Raw genomic sequence first — 17,700 nt, forward strand, 5'->3', positions numbered from 1 at the left:
CTTCCTTTACAGCCACAAGCGCGTGGCATCCGAGCCCTGGAAAACCTCGGCGCTGCGCGACAAGGTCATCGGCCTCGTCAAAGGCGGCCTCGCCATGATCGGCGGCGGCTATCTCAGGCTCCTGCGTCATCGCAGAAGACCATAGCCGCATCGTCGGCATCCTGAGGGTGGGGATTTTCGCCCCCCTCAACTTCCCCATCCCCCTCGACGGCTGCCCTTCGCCACCGTGATCGCCATCCGCCGCTGATGACCAGCGGCCCGAGATCGCCCACGGAGGTTCGATCCATGCGACCCGACGCTGTCCCGCTGCCGCCACGCTACTTGCGCACCAAGGAAGCCGCCGTCTTCCTCAGCCTCTCGCCCCGCACGCTCGAGAAGCACCGCACCTACGGAACCGGACCCGGCTATCGCAAGCTCGGCGGACGCGTCGTCTATGCCATCGAGGACCTGCAGGCCTGGGTCGCCCGTGGCGCCGTCACCTCCACCTCCGATCCGCGCGGCTGCGTGCTGCCGGCCAAGCGCCACGCCCTGCCCGGCGTTGTCGAGCCCCACCGTTTCGCACGCTGATCGGAACCCTTCTCCATGGCGGCGCGGCATCGCTCCCAGCCGGAGCGCGGACAGCTCGATCTGTTCCGCGCGCTTCCCGGCGCGTTCGCGCCACGGGATGCGCAGGATCTCATGGCCTATCCCTTCTTCTCCCTCTCCAAGACCCATCGTATCGCGCCCATCGATTTTGCCGCCGGCGATGTCTCCATCCGGGTCGAGGCCGTGCCTGACCACGGCATGGCGACCATCTGGGACGCCGACATCCTGATCTGGGCGGCGAGCCAGATCGTGGAGGCCCGCGACGCTGGCCTGCGCACGTCGCGCTTCATGGTCGCCACCCCCTATGAGATCCTCAGGTTCGTGGGGCGCGGCACCTCGCTGCGGGACTACCAGCGCCTGAAGGCGGCGCTCGACCGGCTGCAATCCACAACCGTGTCCACCTCGATCCGCCAGCGGGCCGAGGGACGGCGCCATCGCTTCTCCTGGATCAACGAGTGGAAGGAGCGCACCGACCGGGATGGCAGACCCGCGGGAATCGAGCTCATCGTTCCTGACTGGTTCTATTGCGCCATTCTCGAAGATGCCCTCGTTCTCACCATCGACCGGGCCTATTTCGACCTGACGGGCGGGCTCGACCGCTGGCTCTACCGGCTGGTGCGCAAGCACGGCGGCCGCCAGCACAACGGCTGGCGCTTCGACTTCCGCCACCTGCACCTCAAGTCCGGTAGCCTCTCGCCGTTCAAGCGCTTCGCCTTCGAGCTGCGGGACATCATCCGCCGCCAGCCGCTGCCCGGCTACACCCTGTTTCTGGAGTGTGACGCGGGTGCGCGCACGCTGCTCGCCTTCGAGCCGGCCTGTGGACAACCTGTGAATCCCTTCGTGCCATCGGGAACCCGGTGCCACGTGCCATCAGGAACCGGCCCCTCGTGCTTTCAGGAACCGAAACAGGGGTTAACCCTAAGCCCGAAAACGCAAAATCGCGCTCTTAACTTAGACTCTAACATAGAGTCTAACTTTAAAAGGCGCGCGGGCGATGTGGATAACCGCGCTCAGCCGGCCCAAAAAGCTGCCCATCTGCGCACCTCTAAGGATGAGGGTCTTCCGTCTTTCCGTAAAGACGGATTTCAGGCGCCAGAACCTCTTCCCGTAGCCGATCTGCCTCCCGCGAACGCATCGGGAGGCCGTCGATGATCGTCGCGCTGCTCAATCAGAAGGGCGGAGTCGGCAAGACGACGCTTGCCCTGCACCTTGCCGGCGCCTGGGCGAGCCGCGGCCGGCGCGTGACCCTCATCGATGCGGACCCTCAGGGCTCGGCCCTCGACTGGTCGCAGCAGCGCAGCCGCGAGGGCTTGCCGCGCCTGTTCGGCGTCGTCGGCCTCGCCCGTGACACGCTGCACCGGGAGGCCCCCGAGCTGGCGCGGGATGCCGACCATGTGGTCATCGACGGGCCGCCCCGCGTCGCCGGCCTCATGCGCTCGGCGCTCCTCGCCGCCGACCTCGTGCTGATCCCGGCGCAGCCATCGCCGCTCGATGGCTGGGCCTCCGCGGAGATGCTCGCGCTCCTCAATGAGGCGCGCATTTACCGACCGGCGCTTGCTGCGCGGTTCGTGCTGAACCGCTGCGGTGCCCGCACCGTGCTCGCCCGTGAGACGGCCGAGACGCTGGCGGATCACGATCCGCCCGTGCTCGCGACCACCATTGGCCAGCGCGTCGCCTTCGCCATGTCGGCACAGTCCGGGCGGCTCGTCAGCGAGCTGGACGAACGTGGCCCGGCTGCGCGCGAGATCACGGCGCTGGCGGCGGAGATCGTCGGTCTCGCCGGTTATGGACGCCTACCATGAGCGCACCGCCGACCCGCAAGGGCTTCGCCGCGCGGCCGGCTGATCCGGAGCAGTGGATCAAGGCTGCGGAGGCGAAGACGTCAAATGACGTCACCGGCGGCTTTACCGCGCGGCTCACCATCGACGTCACGCCCGACCTGCGCGGGCGCATCAAGATCGCCGCCTTCGGTCGCGGCCAGACCGTCGCGGACATGCTCCGCGATCTCCTCGCCCGAGAATTTCCCCCGACATCAGGAGAGGCCTCATGATGAGCCCGCCGGTGCCATCCTCTGTTCCCAAACCCATCGCCCCATCACCCGCCGCGCCGACCCCAGACCCGCTCACCCATGTGGAGCTGACCTGGATCGAGAAGCGGATCGAGAACTGGATCCGCTTCGGCCGGCCTGCGCAGGCACAAACTCTCGACCGTAGCCGCCGCATCGTATCGTTTGCGCCGAACTCCATCTTCGCCTTCGTCCGCTGGGCTGCAAACGACTTCGGCACCGTGGTGTCGCGCATCGACATCGTGCGCGCCGTCGCACCCGGCGAGGCCTACCAGACGCTGCCCTTCGTGCGTCCCGGCGGAGAGATCCTGCTGCGCGCCGACGGCTGGCCGAAGGTCGAGAAAGTGCTCCAGCACGTGGATGCCGTCGAGGCCATCGGCGTCAACGGCGCGGATGTCGCCCCCGACCACTGGCGGCACGTCCACAACCGCCTGATCGCCGGCCACATGCCCCGCGCCTACACGACTGAGCGCCATCACGCGTGGCTCAAGCGGCGGGAGTGCGAAGAATGACCCGCTTCGGCTATGTCATGGTGACGTATTTCTCGGTGATGGGGGCGGCGGCGGCCGCCTTTGTTCCGACACCGCTCAAGCTGGTGTGGAACGTCTCCGCCAGCGCGCCCGTCGGGCTCTACGAAATCGAGCCCGCGCGCAGGCTCGATGTCATGGACCTCCTCGCCATCACGCCGCCGGCAGCGCTCGCCCGCTTCCTGGTGGAGCGCGCCTATGTGGGCGCCGGCGTCCCATTGATGAAGCGCGTGGCGGCGCTTCCCGGGCAGGAGGTCTGCCGCAAAGACGGCACCATCACCGTCGATGGCGTGGCTTACGGTGAGGCGCTGGAGCGCGACCGCATGGGACGTCCCCTGCCGGTCTGGCGCGGATGCCGTCGCATCGCCCACGGCGAGCTCTTCCTCATGAACTTCGATGTGCCCGACAGTCTCGATGGGCGGTATTTCGGGCCACTGCCCGCCAGCACCGTGATCGGCCGCGCCGTGCCGCTCTACACCGATGAGGCCGGCGATGGGCACTTCGTCTGGCGTGCGCCGACGCGCTGAGGGCGACCGACCATCTTCACCTTCATCACACGTCGAGAGGCCGTCATGCCGCGGACGAGACTGTTTTTGCGCGCCTGTGATGGCGCGTGCGGACCGATGCGCGTGCTCATTTGCCCTCGTGCGCTGGTCCTTCTTCTCCTTTCCGGAGTGCTCTGCGGCTGGTCAATGACAGCCATGGCGGCGGAAACACGAGGGCCACAAAACCCGCCGTCGTCAAGCGATCGCTACGCCGACTTCATCGCGGAAGCGGTGGAGCGTTTCGACATTCCCGCAGCCTGGATCCGGGCCGTCATGCGCGCCGAAAGCGACGGCGACGCGCGCTCTACCTCGCCAAAAGGCGCCATGGGGCTGATGCAGATCATGCCGCAGACCTGGGCTGAACTGCGTGTCCACTATGGCCTCGGCGACGACCCCTACGACCCGCACGACAACATCATGGCGGGTGCGGCCTACCTGCGGGAGTTGTTCGATCGCTACGGCAATCCTGGCTTCCTCGCCGCCTACAATGCGGGGCCGGGCCGCTACGAGGCCTCTCGGAAGGGACGCCCGCTGCCCCCGGAGACGCGCGCTTACGTCGACAAGTTGGCGCCGGACATCGCGCGCGGCGAAGCCGAACCTTCCGCGCCGAAATCACCCTCTCCGCCGGCGGTCGAGACACCCTCCTGGGCTCAAGCTCCGATCTTCGCCGTGCAGCCAGTGCGCACGTCAGCGGCAGATCCAATGTCAACGGATCATGCTCAGCCGACACCTGACGTGCGCGATATCTCGGCCATCGTTCCGCAGTCTGCTGGCCTGTTCGTCGCCCGTGGCGGCTCTGGAGGCGTGCAATGACCACGACCGGGCTCATTCGCAGATTGGCGGGGCCTCTCGTGTTCAGGCGAGGGGCGGGATGGGAGACGCAGGACACAACCGTCCGATTGCCGCCCGTAATCGGCAGGACGGTTCCCCGCCGAAGAGCGCGCCACCAACAGCTTCGCCGCCCGGTAAAATCTCCCGCGTTACGCAACGCAGGAGGCGGGTGATGGACTTCTTTTGCGGGCTGGACGTGGCCATCGAGGAGACGGCGGTGTGCGTCGTCGATGATCGCGGTGAAGTACATCTGACGGTGAAGGTGGCGACCGAGCCGGAGGCGTTGCTGGCGGTGCTGAAGCCCTTCGTTGGGCGATTGAAGCGTGTCGGCCACGAGGCCGGCTCGCTGTCGCCCTGGCTCCATCCCGAGCTCAAGAAGCTCGGCCTGCCGGCGATCTGCCTGGAGACGCAGCATGTGCGGGCCGCGATGTCGGCCCAGCGCAACAAGACCGACGCAGCGGACGCCCTCGGGATCGCCCACATCATGCGCACAGGCTGGTTCCGCCAGGCGCACGTGAAGACGGAAAGCTGCTACCGGATGCGCCTGCTGCTGACGCATCGACGCAACCTGAAGCGCAAGTTCCTCGATCTCGAGAACGCCATCCGCCACTCGCTGAAGAGCTTCGGGATCAAGCTCGGTGGCACCTCGCGCGGCAAGTTCGACCAGGCGGTGCGGGAGGCGGTGGCCGACGATCCGCTGTCCTGCGAGCTCATGGACGCCATGCTGTCGGCGCGCGCCGCGCTGTGGAAGGAGTATTGCCGGCTGCACGATCTCGTCGTGAAGCTGGTGGCGCAAAGCGAGCTGTGCCGGCGCTTCATGGCGATCCCAGGCGTCGGGCCGGTGACGGCGCTCAGCTTCATGACGGCGATCGACGACCCGTCCCGCTTCCGCCGCTCGCGCGACGTTGCCGCCTATTTCGGGCTGACGTCCAGGCGATGGCAGTCGGGCACATCGATCGACGTGCAGGGGCGTATCTCAAAGGCTGGGGACTCTGATGTGCGCCGCGCGCTCTACGAGGCGGCATCGGGACTGCTGACCCGCTTCAAGGGCAAGGACAAGGTGAAGGCCTGGGGCCAGGAGATCGCCAAGCGCTCCTGCCATCGCAAGGCGTGCGTCGCCGTGGCCCGCAAACTGGCCGTCATCATGCACGCCATGTGGAGCGACGGCACCTTCTATCTCGGCGATCCGGCAGCGAGCACTGCCGACGCCGCGCAGCGGGCGCACACCAAGGATCGCAAGCTCCTGGGAGCCCACCGATGAGCAACTTGCTGACACGAGACATGCAGCGCGCCCGCAACTGACGGACGCCATTCTGAACATGGAGATCCGCCCTCGGCGGATGAGGACCGATGCAGACCAGGACCGACGGAACGCACGTTATCTTGCCTGCGGCTGTGCCGATCGGAAGACGGCCGGACCGCGCTCGATTGCCTGTGACGATGCTCCGTCAATCCGATGGAAAAGTGCGCCGCGACGGTTCGAGCGCTGCCGACGTGCAGCCGGAACACCCCGTCGCAGAGCGCGGAGGAGTGCAAGGCGCATCGGAACTCGAAGCCCGCGAGCGGAGGCGTGCCGTGGCGAACAGCATAGTATATTCTCGCATCGGGAAGGATGAACGACGATGTCCGCAAGAGCAGTGGAAATACGACCGATTAGGAGGGCGAGATAAAAGGGCGCAAGGTGCGCTGAGGTCGGGCGGTTGTTTTTGCTTGGGAATTTTGAGCCAAACGCACATTGCGCTGCTGCTCGACAATGTGCATCGAGTACTCAAGTCACTGATCCTGTTGGCCTTCCCCCACCTTGCAGGGGCGCGTCATGACCGATGACCGGGAATTCCGCGTCCGGCCCGGCCGCATCCGCTCGTCCCGTGCCCAGAGGGCCCGTCCCTTCATCGCCCAGGCCCTCGCCGCGGCCCAGAAGGCCGGTGGCCACGTCTCCCGATCCGGCCGCCTCACCTCCGGCACCCGCTCGCACTTCGGCCGCGGGCGGACGGCGAGCATCCAGGCCAACCGCCTGCTCACGGGTCGCTCGCGCGTCGTCGTCATCAAGACCCGCGTGGTGCGCCACACCGCCCGCGCCACACCGCTGATCGCGCATCTCTCCTACCTGCGCCGGGAGGGCGCGACCCAGGACGGGGAGAAGGCCCGCCTGTTCGGGCCGGGCGCCGAGGAGGAAGATGGCCGCGCCTTTGCGGAGCGATGCGCTGACGACCGGCACCATTTCCGCTTGATCGTGTCGCCCGAGGACGCGGCGGATATGGCCGACCTGAGGTCCTTCGCCCGCGACCTCGTGGGCCAGATGGAGACGGACCTCGGCACGAAGCTGGATTGGGTCGGCGTCGACCACTGGAACACGGACAACCCCCACCTGCACATCCTGGTGCGTGGCCAGACCGACGACGGCCAGGACCTCGTCATCTCCCGCGATTACATCAAGGAGGGCATGCGCGCCCGCGCACAGGATCTGGTCACCCAGGAGCTGGGGCCGCACACCGACCTCGACATCCGCCGCGCCATCGAGCGGCAAGTGGAGGCGGAGAGGTGGACGCAGCTCGACCGTCAACTGGTCCGGGACCAGCACGAGACCGGCGTGATCGACGTCGCGCCCCATGCCGATCGCCAGCCGGACGCGTTCCATGCCCTGAAGGTCGGACGACTGCGCAAGCTCGAAACCATCGGACTCGCCGATCAGGTCGGCCCCGGCCAGTGGGTGATCGACGAGAAGGCCGAGGCCACGCTCCGCGCGCTGGGCGAGCGCGGCGACATCATCAAGCGTATGCACCGGGCTCTGACCTCGCAGGGCATCGAGCGCGGTACCGCAAGCTATGTGCTTTCTGGTGAGCACCTCGATGCACCCATCATCGGCCGCCTGGTCGACCGCGGCCTCGACGACGAGCTGAAGGGCACGGCCTATGCCGTGGTCGACGGCGTCGACGGGCGCACCCACCACATCAGGCTGCCCGACCTCGATGCGGCAGGCGATGGCGCTCCCGGCTCCATCGTCGAGCTGAGGAGGTTCGAGGATGCCCACGGCCAACAACGGGCCGCGCTCGCGGTCCGCTCGGACCTCGACATCGAGCGACAGGTCACGGCGGCGGGCGCGACCTGGCTCGACCGGCAGGCGCTCGCCCGCGAGCCCGCCTCCCTCTCCGACAACGGCTTCGGCGGCGATGTGCGGGATGCCATGGACCGCCGTGCCGTACATCTGGTCGCCGAAGGCCTCGCCCAGCGTCAGGGCCAACACATCGTCTTCGCTCGCGACCTCATCGAGACGTTGCGCCGGCAGGAGATAAGCGCACTGGGCGAGCGGCTCGCCGCCGGGAACGGGCAGCCTTTCAAACGTGCCGGGACTGGTGAGTACGTCACCGGCACCTATCGCCAGCGCTTCGCCCTGGCCTCAGGCCGCTTCGCCATGATCGACGACGGCCTCGGCTTCCAGCTCGTGCCCTGGACGCCCTCGCTCGAGAAGCAGCTCGGCAAGCACGTCTCCGGTGTCGCCCGGTCCGATGGTGGCATCGACTGGTCCTTCGGCCGCAAGCGCGGCCTCGGCCTCTGACCTCAAGCGCAAAAGGACCGCCGGATGTCCGCGACCAAGATCCTCTGGGGCCAGATCCTCGCAGTCTTCTCCATCGTGCTCGCCACCACCTGGGGGGCGACGGAATATGTCGCCTGGCGGCTGGGCTTCCAGGACCAACTCGGCTCACCCTGGTTCGTGCTGGGGTACTGGCCCGTCTATCACCCGCCGGCCTTCTTCTGGTGGTGGTATTTCTACGATGCCTATGCGCCGGAGATTTTCACAGAAGGCGCCTTCATCGCGGCCTCGGGCGGGTTCCTGTCCATTGCGATCGCCATCGGCCTGTCGGTCTGGCGGGCCCGGGAGGCGAAGCGGGTCGAGACCTACGGTTCCGCCCGCTGGGCCGAGCCGGACGAGATCCGTTCAGCCGGTCTTCTCGGATCCGACGGGGTAGTGCTCGGCCGCCATGGAGGGGACTATCTGCGCCATGACGGGCCCGAGCACGTCCTGTGCTTCGCGCCCACCCGGTCGGGCAAGGGCGTGGGCCTCGTCGTCCCATCGCTCCTCACCTGGCCAGGCTCTGCCATCGTCCACGACATCAAGGGCGAGAACTGGCAGCTCACCGCCGGCTTCCGGGCACGGCACGGGCGCGTGTTGCTGTTCGACCCCACCAATGTGAAATCGGCCGCCTACAATCCGCTGCTGGAGGTTCGCCGCGGGGAATGGGAGGTCAGGGACGTCCAGAACATCGCCGACATCCTGGTGGACCCCGAAGGCTCGCTGGAAAAGCGCAACCACTGGGAGAAGACCAGCCACGCTCTGCTCGTCGGCGCCATTCTCCATGTCCTTTATGCCGAAAGGGACAAGACCCTCGCCGGCGTCGCCGTCTTCCTCTCCGACCCCAGGCGCCCCATCGAGGCGACGCTCGCCGCCATGATGACGACGCCGCACCTCGGCGAGACGGGTCCTCATCCGGTGATCGCCAGCGCGGCACGGGAGCTTCTCAATAAGTCGGAGAACGAGCGCTCCGGCGTTCTTTCCACCGCCATGTCCTTCCTCGGGCTCTATCACGATCCGGTGGTCGCCGAGGTGACCCGGCGCTGCGATTGGCGCATCGCCGACCTTGTAGCGCACCGGCAGCCGACCACCCTCTATCTCGTCGTGCCGCCCTCGGACATCAACCGCACCAAGCCGCTCATCCGCCTGATCCTCAACCAGGTCGGGCGCCGCCTCACCGAGGACCTGCAGGCCAAGGCCGGCCGCCATCGGCTCCTCCTGATGCTGGACGAGTTCCCCGCGCTGGGGCGGTTCGACTTCTTCGAGAGTGCCCTCGCGTTCATGGCTGGCTACGAGCTCAAGAGCTTCCTGATCGCGCAGAGCCTGAACCAGATCGAGAAGGCCTATGGCCCGAACAATTCGATCCTCGACAACTGCCATGTGCGGGTGAGCTTCGCCACCAATGACGAGCGCACGGCCAAGCGCGTGTCGGACGCCCTCGGCACCGCCACCGAGATGAAGGCCATGAAGAACTATGCCGGCCACCGGCTCTCGCCCTGGCTCGGCCACCTCATGGTGTCGCGCTCGGAGACGGCACGCCCGCTCCTCACGCCGGGCGAGGTGATGCAGCTTCCGCCCGCCGACGAGATCGTCATGGTGGCCGGCACGCCGCCGATCCGGGCGAAGAAGGCGCGGTACTATGAGGATGCGCGCTTCCGGGAGCGAATCCTGCAGCCACCTCTGCTTGCAGAACCCAACGAGCAGCGCGCCGACGACTGGACCGTCTTGCCGTTGCCCGCACCCTCGCAACTGAGCCTGATGGTGCAGGGAAAGGATGATGAGGACACGACCGGGTCGGAGCGCCGACAGCAGCCGGAGCTGGCTCGGGTGGCTCCGGTCGAGGAGCCTGCATTACCGCAGAACGAGTTCGAGATCGACCTCGCGGACGAGAGCGAGGACGACGTCGCCCGAAACAGCCGCATGACACGCGTCATGCAGGGTGTGGCGCGTCAGGTGTCGCTCGACCCCCGCGACGGCATGGAGCTGTGACTGCGATGGCCCCACGCAAGAAGAAGGCGCAGATCACTGTCTATCTCGATCCGGACACCATGGCCTTGCTCGCAGATTATGCCGCGCGCCGGGACCAGCCTCAGTCGCTGGTCGCCGAGGCTGCCATCGCATCGTTCCTGTCTCCCGACGCCGCCGAACGACGCGAAGCCGCGATCGCCAAGCGCCTGGATCAGCTGGACAGGCGGATGACACGGATGGAGCGCGACGTCGGCATCTCGGTCGAGACGCTCGCCGTGTTCATCCGCTTCTGGCTCGCCACGACGCCGACCCTGACCGAGCCCGCGGCCCAGGCGGCCAGGGCCAAAGCGGGGGAACGCTATGAGGCCTTCGTCGCCGCGCTTGGTCGGCGCCTCGCGAAGGGGCCGAAGCTCATTCAGGAGGTCACGGAGGACCAAGCCGCTCCCACACAGTGACTATGAGCACTGTGCGCCAGGAACGGTCATCGGATTTTTACGATTGAATGGTTGCTACGGTTGGCTTAACGGAATTCGAGGGCAGCAAACAGCCGCCGCATACGGGGAACGGCGATGGCCGATCTGGTCAGTGACATTGTTGGGCGAGTCAACCGCCTCCCACTAAAGCCGTCCGAAACAAATTCGTTGCTGCCGTTGATGGAGGCGTTCAGCAACGCGCTCCATGCTGTAAATCTCCGGTTCGGCGATGACGCTCCCAGCAAGGGGCGTATCCAGATCACAATCCTCCGCGACAGCAGCGAGGTGGTTGGCTTCAAGATCGAGGACAATGGAATCGGATTCACTGACGAGAATTACCGGTCCTTCCGCACCCCTGACAGTCGGCAAAAAATCGGCTTGGGCGGCAAAGGTGTCGGGCGCCTTTCTTGGTTGCGCGTTTTCGGCGGCGCTAAGATCGAAAGCATTTACGCCGAAGGCGACCAATTTCTACGGCGATCATTCGATTTCGTGCTCGACGAAAGCAATCAGCTTCGAAACGAGTTGAATGGCGCTGCCAACGGCGCGACGGCGCCTCGGACGGTCATCACGCTCGGCGAGTTCAAGAGCGAGTACAAGAGCCGATGCCCCTCCAAGCCGGAGACACTTGTCCAGCGACTGATCGCGCATTTTCTGCCCATCCTGGCATCCGGCGCCTGCCCAAGCGCCGAACTGAGTGACGGCGACGAGGCATTCGATCTCCCTACGTATTTCAAAGACAAAATCATCAATACATTCGTCTCGGACTTCCCGGTAAAGCTGGACGATGGTAGTGAAATCACGATCGCTATCAGGCACATGAAATGCAACAAGGACATCCGTCCAAGAGGGCAAAGCTATAATTGGATGTTTCTTTGCGCGCATGAGAGAAGTGTTACAGAACAATGTATCGATGAACAAATCGGCCTGCGAAGCCTTGATGGTGAGTCGATTTATATCGGATGCGCGTCCGGTCCCTATCTCGATGAAAGCGTTAATCAGGAGCGCGACGGATTTACCTTCTCCTCCAGCGAGGAAACACTCATCCGGCGAGGCGTCGCATCGAGCGTGCGCGAATACCTCAAGGACTACATTTCCGTCTCCCGAGCAGAGATGGTCCGCAACACCCAGGCGCTGGTTCGTGAAAATCCACAATTCCTATTTTTAAACAATGAGATAGATGCGTTCGTTGAGGCGTTGCCGCTGAACAGTGCGGGGAAGCAAGAAGAAATATTCGTCTCGATGAGCCGGCGGAGATACCGTCGGCAACGTGAATTCCGCCGTCTGTCCCAGGAGATATCATCTCCACCCAGTCACCAAGAGGAGATTCAAGAAAAAGTCGATGAGTATATGCGCTACGTAGATGACGAGAAGAAAGGCGCTTTGGCTGAATATGTCAGAAAACGAAAGGCGATTCTGGATTTTCTTGACGCACTTACCGCCTATGAAGACCCGGAAAAGCGCAGGCACCATCTAGAGGACGCTGTACACGCGCTCATTTGTCCGATGAAAATAGATTCTTCGCAAATCGCCGAAATCGACGACCATAATCTTTGGCTGTTAGATGATCGTCTGGCCTTCTTCAATTTTTTCGCATCCGATAAGGAGGCGAGGTCATACCTCAACACTGGAAGCCAGGAGCGGCCCGACCTGGCGTTTCTTTACGATAGCTGCTTGGCGTGGCGAGAGGGCGAGCAATCCGGTGACAAAGTAGTGCTGGTAGAGTTCAAGCGTCCCGGCCTCGAAGCATACCCGAACGAGGACCCCATCCGGCAAGCGCTGCGGTATGTGAACCTCATCAAGTCATCGAAGACTTTCCGGGACAAGAGCGGCCGTGTAATTTCGAACGTCGGGGAGCGGACATCTTTCGACTGCTATATCGTCGCGGACCTGACAGAGGGGCTGAGAAAGCAACTGATCGGCCTGCCGCTGCAACCGACCCCCGATAACGAGGGCATGTTCGGCTATACAGACAACCCGAAGGCGTTCGTCGAAATCGTTCCGTTTTCGAAGCTCCTTCGGGACGCCAAGGCGCGGAACTCGGCATTCTTCACGCGCCTCGGCCTCAATGGCTAGCGCGGACATGCCGCTACGGGGTCTGAGATGATGTCGGAAGAAGAGCGCGGCGGCGCGCATCCTGATCTGCTTTCCGGCCTTACCGATCTCGATGCGGTCAGCCCTCTGCGAAGTCCTCTGCTCCGAGCCTCCTCGCTCCTCAGGTACAATAGCAGCACCCCGCCGTTCTCAAGTATCTGCACGCCAGAACGCGACGCCCGCATTGGCTTGTTGAATCCTCCCAATTTCCGGCTCTTTTAATCATCCCTGTCCGGGGCGCGTCTGCGCCGCCCTCGGCAAGCGCGGGGATGAGATGGCGGCTTCAGCTCACAGTTCGGAGGGTCTTACACGCGGCGAACGCATGCTGCGCACCGCGCTTGGCCCGATGATCGCCCGCCTTCTCGAAGACCATGCGGTCGTCGAGGTCATGCTCAACCCCGACGGCCGCCTCTGGGTCGACCGACTGTCCGAAGGGCTTTGCGATACAGGCGAGCGGCTGGCCGCCTCCGATGGCGAACGCATCGTCCGCCTCGTTGCGCACCATATCGGCGCCGAGGTCCATGCCGGCGCCCCGCGTGTGTCAGCCGAGCTGCCCGGAACGGGAGAGCGGTTCGAAGGCCTGCTCCCGCCCGTCGTAGCCGCCCCGACCTTCGCCATTCGCAAGTCTGCCATCGCCGTGTTCACACTCGACGACTATGCGGCCTCCGGCATCATGTCGGCGGCTCAGGCCGAAGTCCTGCGCCGAGGCATTGCCTCCCGCGCCAACATCCTGGTGGCCGGTGGTACCTCCACCGGCAAGACCACGCTCACCAACGCGCTCCTCGCCGAGTTGGCCAAGACGTCCGAGCGGGTCGTCCTCATCGAGGACACGCGGGAACTCCAATGCGCCGCCCCCAACCTTGTGGCGATGCGTACCAAGGATGGCGTCGCCTCGCTCTCGGACCTGGTGCGCTCGTCGCTGCGCTTGCGGCCGGATCGCATCCCGATCGGCGAGGTACGAGGTGCCGAAGCCCTCGACCTCCTGAAGGCCTGGGGCACAGGCCACCCCGGGGGCATCGGCACCATTCACGCCGGCAGCGCCATGGGCGCCCTGCGGCGGCTGGAGCAACTCATCCAGGAAGCTGTCGTCACGGTCCCGCGCGCCCTGATCGCTGAGACCATCGACCTCATCGCCGTGCTGTCGGGCCGGGGCTGCGCGCGCCACCTCACCGAGCTGGCCCGCGTCGAAGGTCTCGGCCCTGACGGCGACTACCGTGTCATCCCCATCACTGCTCCCTCCGAAGAAGGAACCTCCCTGTGACTTTCACGCTCCCCCCGTTCTACCTCCGGCTGCTGAAGGCCGTGGCCGGCGCCACCGCCTGCGTGTGTGTTGTCTCCGCGGCCCACGCTTCCGGCTCCTCCATGCCGTGGGAGACCCCGCTGCAATCGATCCTGGATTCGATCCAGGGGCCAGTCGCCAAGATCATCGCGGTGATCGTCATTATCTCGACCGGCCTCGCGCTCGCCTTCGGGGACACCTCCGGCGGGTTCCGGCGGCTGATCCAGATCGTGTTCGGCCTCTCCATCGCTTTCGCCGCCTCCAGCTTCTTCCTGTCCTTCTTCTCCTTCAGCGGCGGAGCGCTGGTCTGATGCCGGCCGATATCGGCGGGGTGCCGGGCTTCTCCGTGCCGGTCCATCGGGCGCTCAGCGAACCGATCCTGCTCGGCGGCGCGCCGCGGGCCCTCGCCATTTTCAACGGCACGCTCGCCGGTGCCGTCGGGTTGGGCCTGAGGCTCTGGTTCGTCGGCCTCGCCCTTTGGGCCGTCGGCCATCTCGCCGCCGTCTGGGCCGCCAAGCGTGATCCGCTCTTCATCGACGTGGTGCGCCGCCATCTGCGCATCCCCGGTCATCTGTCGGTTTGAGGGGCGCATCATGATGAACCTCGCGGAGTACCGGCATCACGCCAGCCGACTGGCGGATTTCCTGCCGTGGGCGGCACTGGTCGGCTCTGGCGTTGTCCTCAACAAGGATGGCAGCGTCCAGCGGACGGCACGCTTCCGTGGGCCGGACCTTGATTCCGCGGTGCCGGCCGAACTGGTGGCGGCGGCGGGTCGCCTCAACAGCGCCTTTCGCCGCCTCGGCTCCGGCTGGGCACTTTTTGTGGAGGCCCAGCGACACCCGGCGGGTGCCTATCCGGCGAGCGTCTTCCCCGATCCCGCCACCGCGCTGGTCGAGGCCGAGCGCAGGGCCGACTTCGCAGAGGCGGGCAGCCACTTCGAATCCAGCTATTTCCTGACCTTCACCTGGCTCCCGCCGGTGGAGGATGCCGCCCGGGCCGAGAGCTGGCTCTATGAGGGCAGCGAGCGGAAAGGGCTCGATCCGCATGAGGCTCTGGGCGGGTTCATCGATCGCACGGATCGGGTCCTACGGCTCGTCGAAGCCTTCATGCCCGAGTGCCGCTGGCTCGACGATGCCGAGACCCTGACCTATCTGCACGGTTGCGTCTCGACCAAGCGCCAACGGGTTCGCGTTCCCGAGACGCCCATGTATCTCGACGCGCTCCTGGCCGTCCAGCCGCTCACCGGTGGGCTCGAGCCCATGCTCGGGGCCGAGCACCTGCGGGTTCTGACCATCGTTGGTTTCCCGACGGCGACTACGCCGGGGATCCTCGACGATCTCAACCGGCTGGCCTTTCCCTATCGCTGGTCCACCCGCGCCATTCTCCTCGACAAGACCGATGCCACCCGGCTCCTCACAAAAATCCGCCGGCAGTGGTTCGCCAAGCGCAAGTCCATCGCCGCCATCCTGAAGGAGGTGATGACCAACGAAACTGCGGTGCTGGTGGATTCGGATGCCGCCAACAAGGCCTCGGACGCCGACCTCGCGCTGCAGGAGCTGGGCGCCGACCATGCCGGCATCGCCTATGTCACCGCCACGGTGACCGTCTGGGATTGTGATCCCCGCGTCGCCGACGAGAAGCTCCGGCTGGTGGAGAAGGTGATCCAGGGCCGGGACTTCACGGCCATGGTCGAGACGATCAATGCCGTGGATGCCTGGCTCGGCAGCTTGCCGGGGCACGTCTACGCCAATGTCCGCCAACCGCCCATTTCCACCCTCAACCTCGCCCATATGATCCCGCTGTCGGCGGTGTGGGCGGGCGAGGCACAGGACGCGCATTTCGGCGGGCCGCCGTTGTTCTACGGCAAGACCGAGGGGGCGACCCCGTTCCGTTTTTCCCTCCACGTTGGCGATGTGGGCCACACCCTCGTGGTCGGGCCGACGGGCGCCGGCAAGTCGGTGCTGCTGGCGCTGATGGCATTGCAGTTCCGGCGCTACGCTGGATCCCAGGTGTTCGCTTTCGACTTCGGCGGCAGCATCCGGGCGGCCGCCCTCGCCATGGGCGGCGACTGGCACGACCTCGGCGGGAGCCTGTCCGATGGGAGCGAGGACAGCGTCGCGCTCCAACCTCTTTCCCGTGTGGATGATCTCGCCGAACGCTCATGGGCAGCCGACTGGATCACGGCGATCCTCTCCCGCGAGGGCGTTTCCATCGCCCCGGAGGTGAAGGAGCACATCTGGTCGACCCTCACCTCCCTTGCCTCCGCTCCCGTCGAGGAACGGACCCTCACCGGCCTCGCCGTCCTGCTCCAGTCCAACGATCTCAAACAGGCGCTGCGTCCCTATTGTATCGGTGGCGCCCATGGCCGGCTGCTCGATGCCGAGGCGGAGCACCTAGGGCAGGCCTCCGTCCAGGCCTTCGAGACCGAAGGGCTGATCGGCACCAGCGCGGCACCGGCCGTGCTGTCCTATCTGTTCCACCGCATCGAGGACCGGCTCAACGGGTCTCCGACCCTCATCATCATCGATGAGGGATGGCTCGCCCTCGATGATCCGGGCTTTGCCGGCCAGCTCCGCGAGTGGCTCAAGACGCTGCGGAAGAAGAACGCCAGCGTCGTCTTCGCCACGCAGTCCCTCTCCGACATCGACGGCTCGGCCATCGCCCCGGCCATCATCGAGAGCTGCCAGACGCGGCTGCTGCTCCCCAACGAGCGGGCCGTCGAGCCCCAGATCACCGCCATCTACCGGCGCTTCGGCCTCAACGACCGGCAGATCGAGATCCTCGCACGGGCCACCCCGAAGCGGGACTATTACTGCCAGTCCCGACGCGGCAACCGCCTGTTCGAGCTCGGGCTGTCGCAGGTGGCGCTCGCCTTGTGCGCCGCCGGGTCCAAGACCGATCAGGCTGCGCTCTCGCTGATCCTCGCCGAGCATGGGCGCGATGGTTTCCTCGCCGCCTGGCTACGGCATCGGGGCCTCGGCTGGGCCGCCGACCTCATCCCCACCCTCGACCTTCTGGAGACACGCTCATGATCCGCCTGATGCTGCGGGCGGCGCTCGTCGCTGCGGCGCTCCTCATGTGTCCGCTCGCGCCGGCTGCGGCACAGGCCGTGGTCTTTGACCCCTCCAACTATGCCCAGAACGTCCTCCAGGCGGCGCGGGCCTTGCAGCAGGTCACCAACCAGATCACCTCGCTGCAGAACGAAGCGCAGATGCTGATCAACCAGGCCCGCAATCTGGCGAGCCTGCCGTACTCCTCCCTGAGCGCGCTCCAGCAGTCGGCCCAGCGGACCCAGCAGCTGCTCGGGCAGGCGCAGAAGATCGCCTATGACGTCACCGCCATCGACCGGGCGTTCCAGGGTCAGTATGGCTCTGTCTTCCTGAGCGCCACGGATGCCGCCCTTGTCACCCAGGCCAAGAGCCGCTGGGAGACCACGGTCGCCGGCCTTCAGGATGCGCTGCGGGTGCAGGCGGGCGTCGTCGGCAATCTCGACACCAACCGGCAGCAGACGTCGACGCTGGTCGGCCAGAGCCAGGCGGCGACCGGCGCGCTGCAGGCCATGCAGGCCGGCAACCAGCTCCAGGCGCTCCACGCCCAGCAGTTGTCCGATCTCACAGCCGTGGTCGCCGCCAACGGAAGGGCGCAGGCCCTGTCTGAAGCCGAGCGGGCGACCGCGGTGTCGGAGGGGCAGGAGCACTACCGGCGCTTCTCCACCCGGTCGAGCTACCAGCCCTCCGCCGTCACCATGTTCCGCGGCAATTGAGG

Annotated in this window: 18 protein-coding genes; all 18 read left to right on the plus strand. The window is 65.8% G+C overall.

The features are described 5' to 3' along the window. A partial coding sequence (locus V5F66_RS12945) for a DUF2285 domain-containing protein (protein WP_394094100.1) occupies nt 1-145 on the plus strand: 145 nt, incomplete at its 5' end. Between the two features lie 140 nt (nt 146-285). Next, the gene (locus V5F66_RS12950) at nt 286-567 is read left to right on the plus strand and encodes a helix-turn-helix transcriptional regulator (RefSeq protein ID WP_149578527.1); all 282 of its coding nucleotides are present in this window, start codon (nt 286-288) and stop codon (nt 565-567) included. Nucleotides 568-582: 15 nt separating this feature from the next. Then, on the plus strand, nt 583-1,737 hold the full coding sequence (locus V5F66_RS12955; RefSeq protein WP_149578526.1) for a replication initiator protein A: 1,155 nt from the start codon (nt 583-585) through the stop codon (nt 1,735-1,737). Further along, a complete protein-coding gene (gene parA, locus V5F66_RS12960; RefSeq protein WP_149578525.1) occupies nt 1,734-2,387 on the plus strand; it encodes a ParA family partition ATPase in 654 nt (217 codons plus the stop codon). The genes V5F66_RS12955 and parA overlap by 4 nt, the downstream gene beginning before the upstream one ends. Next, a complete protein-coding gene (locus tag V5F66_RS12965) occupies nt 2,384-2,635 on the plus strand; it encodes a hypothetical protein (RefSeq protein WP_149578524.1) in 252 nt (83 codons plus the stop codon). The genes parA and V5F66_RS12965 overlap by 4 nt, the downstream gene beginning before the upstream one ends. Next, complete coding sequence (locus tag V5F66_RS12970; protein WP_373878253.1) at nt 2,632-3,162, plus strand: DUF2840 domain-containing protein; 531 nt, start codon at nt 2,632-2,634, stop codon at nt 3,160-3,162. Before V5F66_RS12965 ends, V5F66_RS12970 begins: the two co-directional genes overlap by 4 nt. Next, on the plus strand, nt 3,159-3,704 hold the full coding sequence (locus V5F66_RS12975) for a S26 family signal peptidase (protein ID WP_149578523.1): 546 nt from the start codon (nt 3,159-3,161) through the stop codon (nt 3,702-3,704). Before V5F66_RS12970 ends, V5F66_RS12975 begins: the two co-directional genes overlap by 4 nt. A gap of 45 nt (nt 3,705-3,749) precedes the next feature. Beyond that, a complete protein-coding gene (locus V5F66_RS12980; protein WP_394026630.1) occupies nt 3,750-4,535 on the plus strand; it encodes a lytic transglycosylase domain-containing protein in 786 nt (261 codons plus the stop codon). A gap of 190 nt (nt 4,536-4,725) precedes the next feature. Beyond that, complete coding sequence (locus V5F66_RS12985) at nt 4,726-5,814, plus strand: IS110 family RNA-guided transposase (protein ID WP_012112611.1); 1,089 nt, start codon at nt 4,726-4,728, stop codon at nt 5,812-5,814. Nucleotides 5,815-6,369: 555 nt separating this feature from the next. Continuing rightward, nucleotides 6,370-8,109 (plus strand): relaxase/mobilization nuclease domain-containing protein, encoded by a 1,740-nt coding sequence (locus V5F66_RS12990; protein ID WP_149578522.1) that lies wholly within the window; start codon nt 6,370-6,372, stop codon nt 8,107-8,109. Between the two features lie 24 nt (nt 8,110-8,133). Beyond that, complete coding sequence (locus V5F66_RS12995; protein ID WP_348841890.1) at nt 8,134-10,113, plus strand: conjugal transfer protein TraG; 1,980 nt, start codon at nt 8,134-8,136, stop codon at nt 10,111-10,113. A gap of 5 nt (nt 10,114-10,118) precedes the next feature. Next, a complete protein-coding gene (locus V5F66_RS13000; RefSeq protein WP_348841891.1) occupies nt 10,119-10,547 on the plus strand; it encodes a CopG family transcriptional regulator in 429 nt (142 codons plus the stop codon). A gap of 114 nt (nt 10,548-10,661) precedes the next feature. Continuing rightward, the gene (locus V5F66_RS13005; RefSeq protein WP_394070241.1) at nt 10,662-12,638 is read left to right on the plus strand and encodes an ATP-binding protein; all 1,977 of its coding nucleotides are present in this window, start codon (nt 10,662-10,664) and stop codon (nt 12,636-12,638) included. Nucleotides 12,639-12,930: 292 nt separating this feature from the next. Next, entirely contained in the window at nt 12,931-13,917 is a 987-nt protein-coding gene (trbB, locus tag V5F66_RS13010; protein WP_394094007.1) for a P-type conjugative transfer ATPase TrbB, read from the plus strand. 29 nt (nt 13,918-13,946) lie between these two features. Next, nucleotides 13,947-14,246, plus strand: a complete 300-nt coding sequence (locus V5F66_RS13015; RefSeq protein WP_229646956.1) for a TrbC/VirB2 family type IV secretion system protein — start codon at nt 13,947-13,949, stop codon at nt 14,244-14,246. Beyond that, entirely contained in the window at nt 14,246-14,518 is a 273-nt protein-coding gene (locus tag V5F66_RS13020) for a VirB3 family type IV secretion system protein (RefSeq protein ID WP_348841894.1), read from the plus strand. The genes V5F66_RS13015 and V5F66_RS13020 overlap by 1 nt, the downstream gene beginning before the upstream one ends. Before the next feature lie 10 nt (nt 14,519-14,528). Next, complete coding sequence (gene trbE / locus V5F66_RS13025) at nt 14,529-16,967, plus strand: conjugal transfer protein TrbE (protein ID WP_394070238.1); 2,439 nt, start codon at nt 14,529-14,531, stop codon at nt 16,965-16,967. After that, the gene (trbJ, locus tag V5F66_RS13030; RefSeq protein WP_348841896.1) at nt 16,964-17,698 is read left to right on the plus strand and encodes a P-type conjugative transfer protein TrbJ; all 735 of its coding nucleotides are present in this window, start codon (nt 16,964-16,966) and stop codon (nt 17,696-17,698) included. The genes trbE and trbJ overlap by 4 nt, the downstream gene beginning before the upstream one ends. Nucleotides 17,699-17,700: the final 2 nt, after the last annotated feature.

This window comes from Xanthobacter versatilis, from assembly GCF_043193975.1.
Taxonomy (GTDB): Bacteria; Pseudomonadota; Alphaproteobacteria; order Rhizobiales; family Xanthobacteraceae; genus Xanthobacter; species Xanthobacter autotrophicus_E.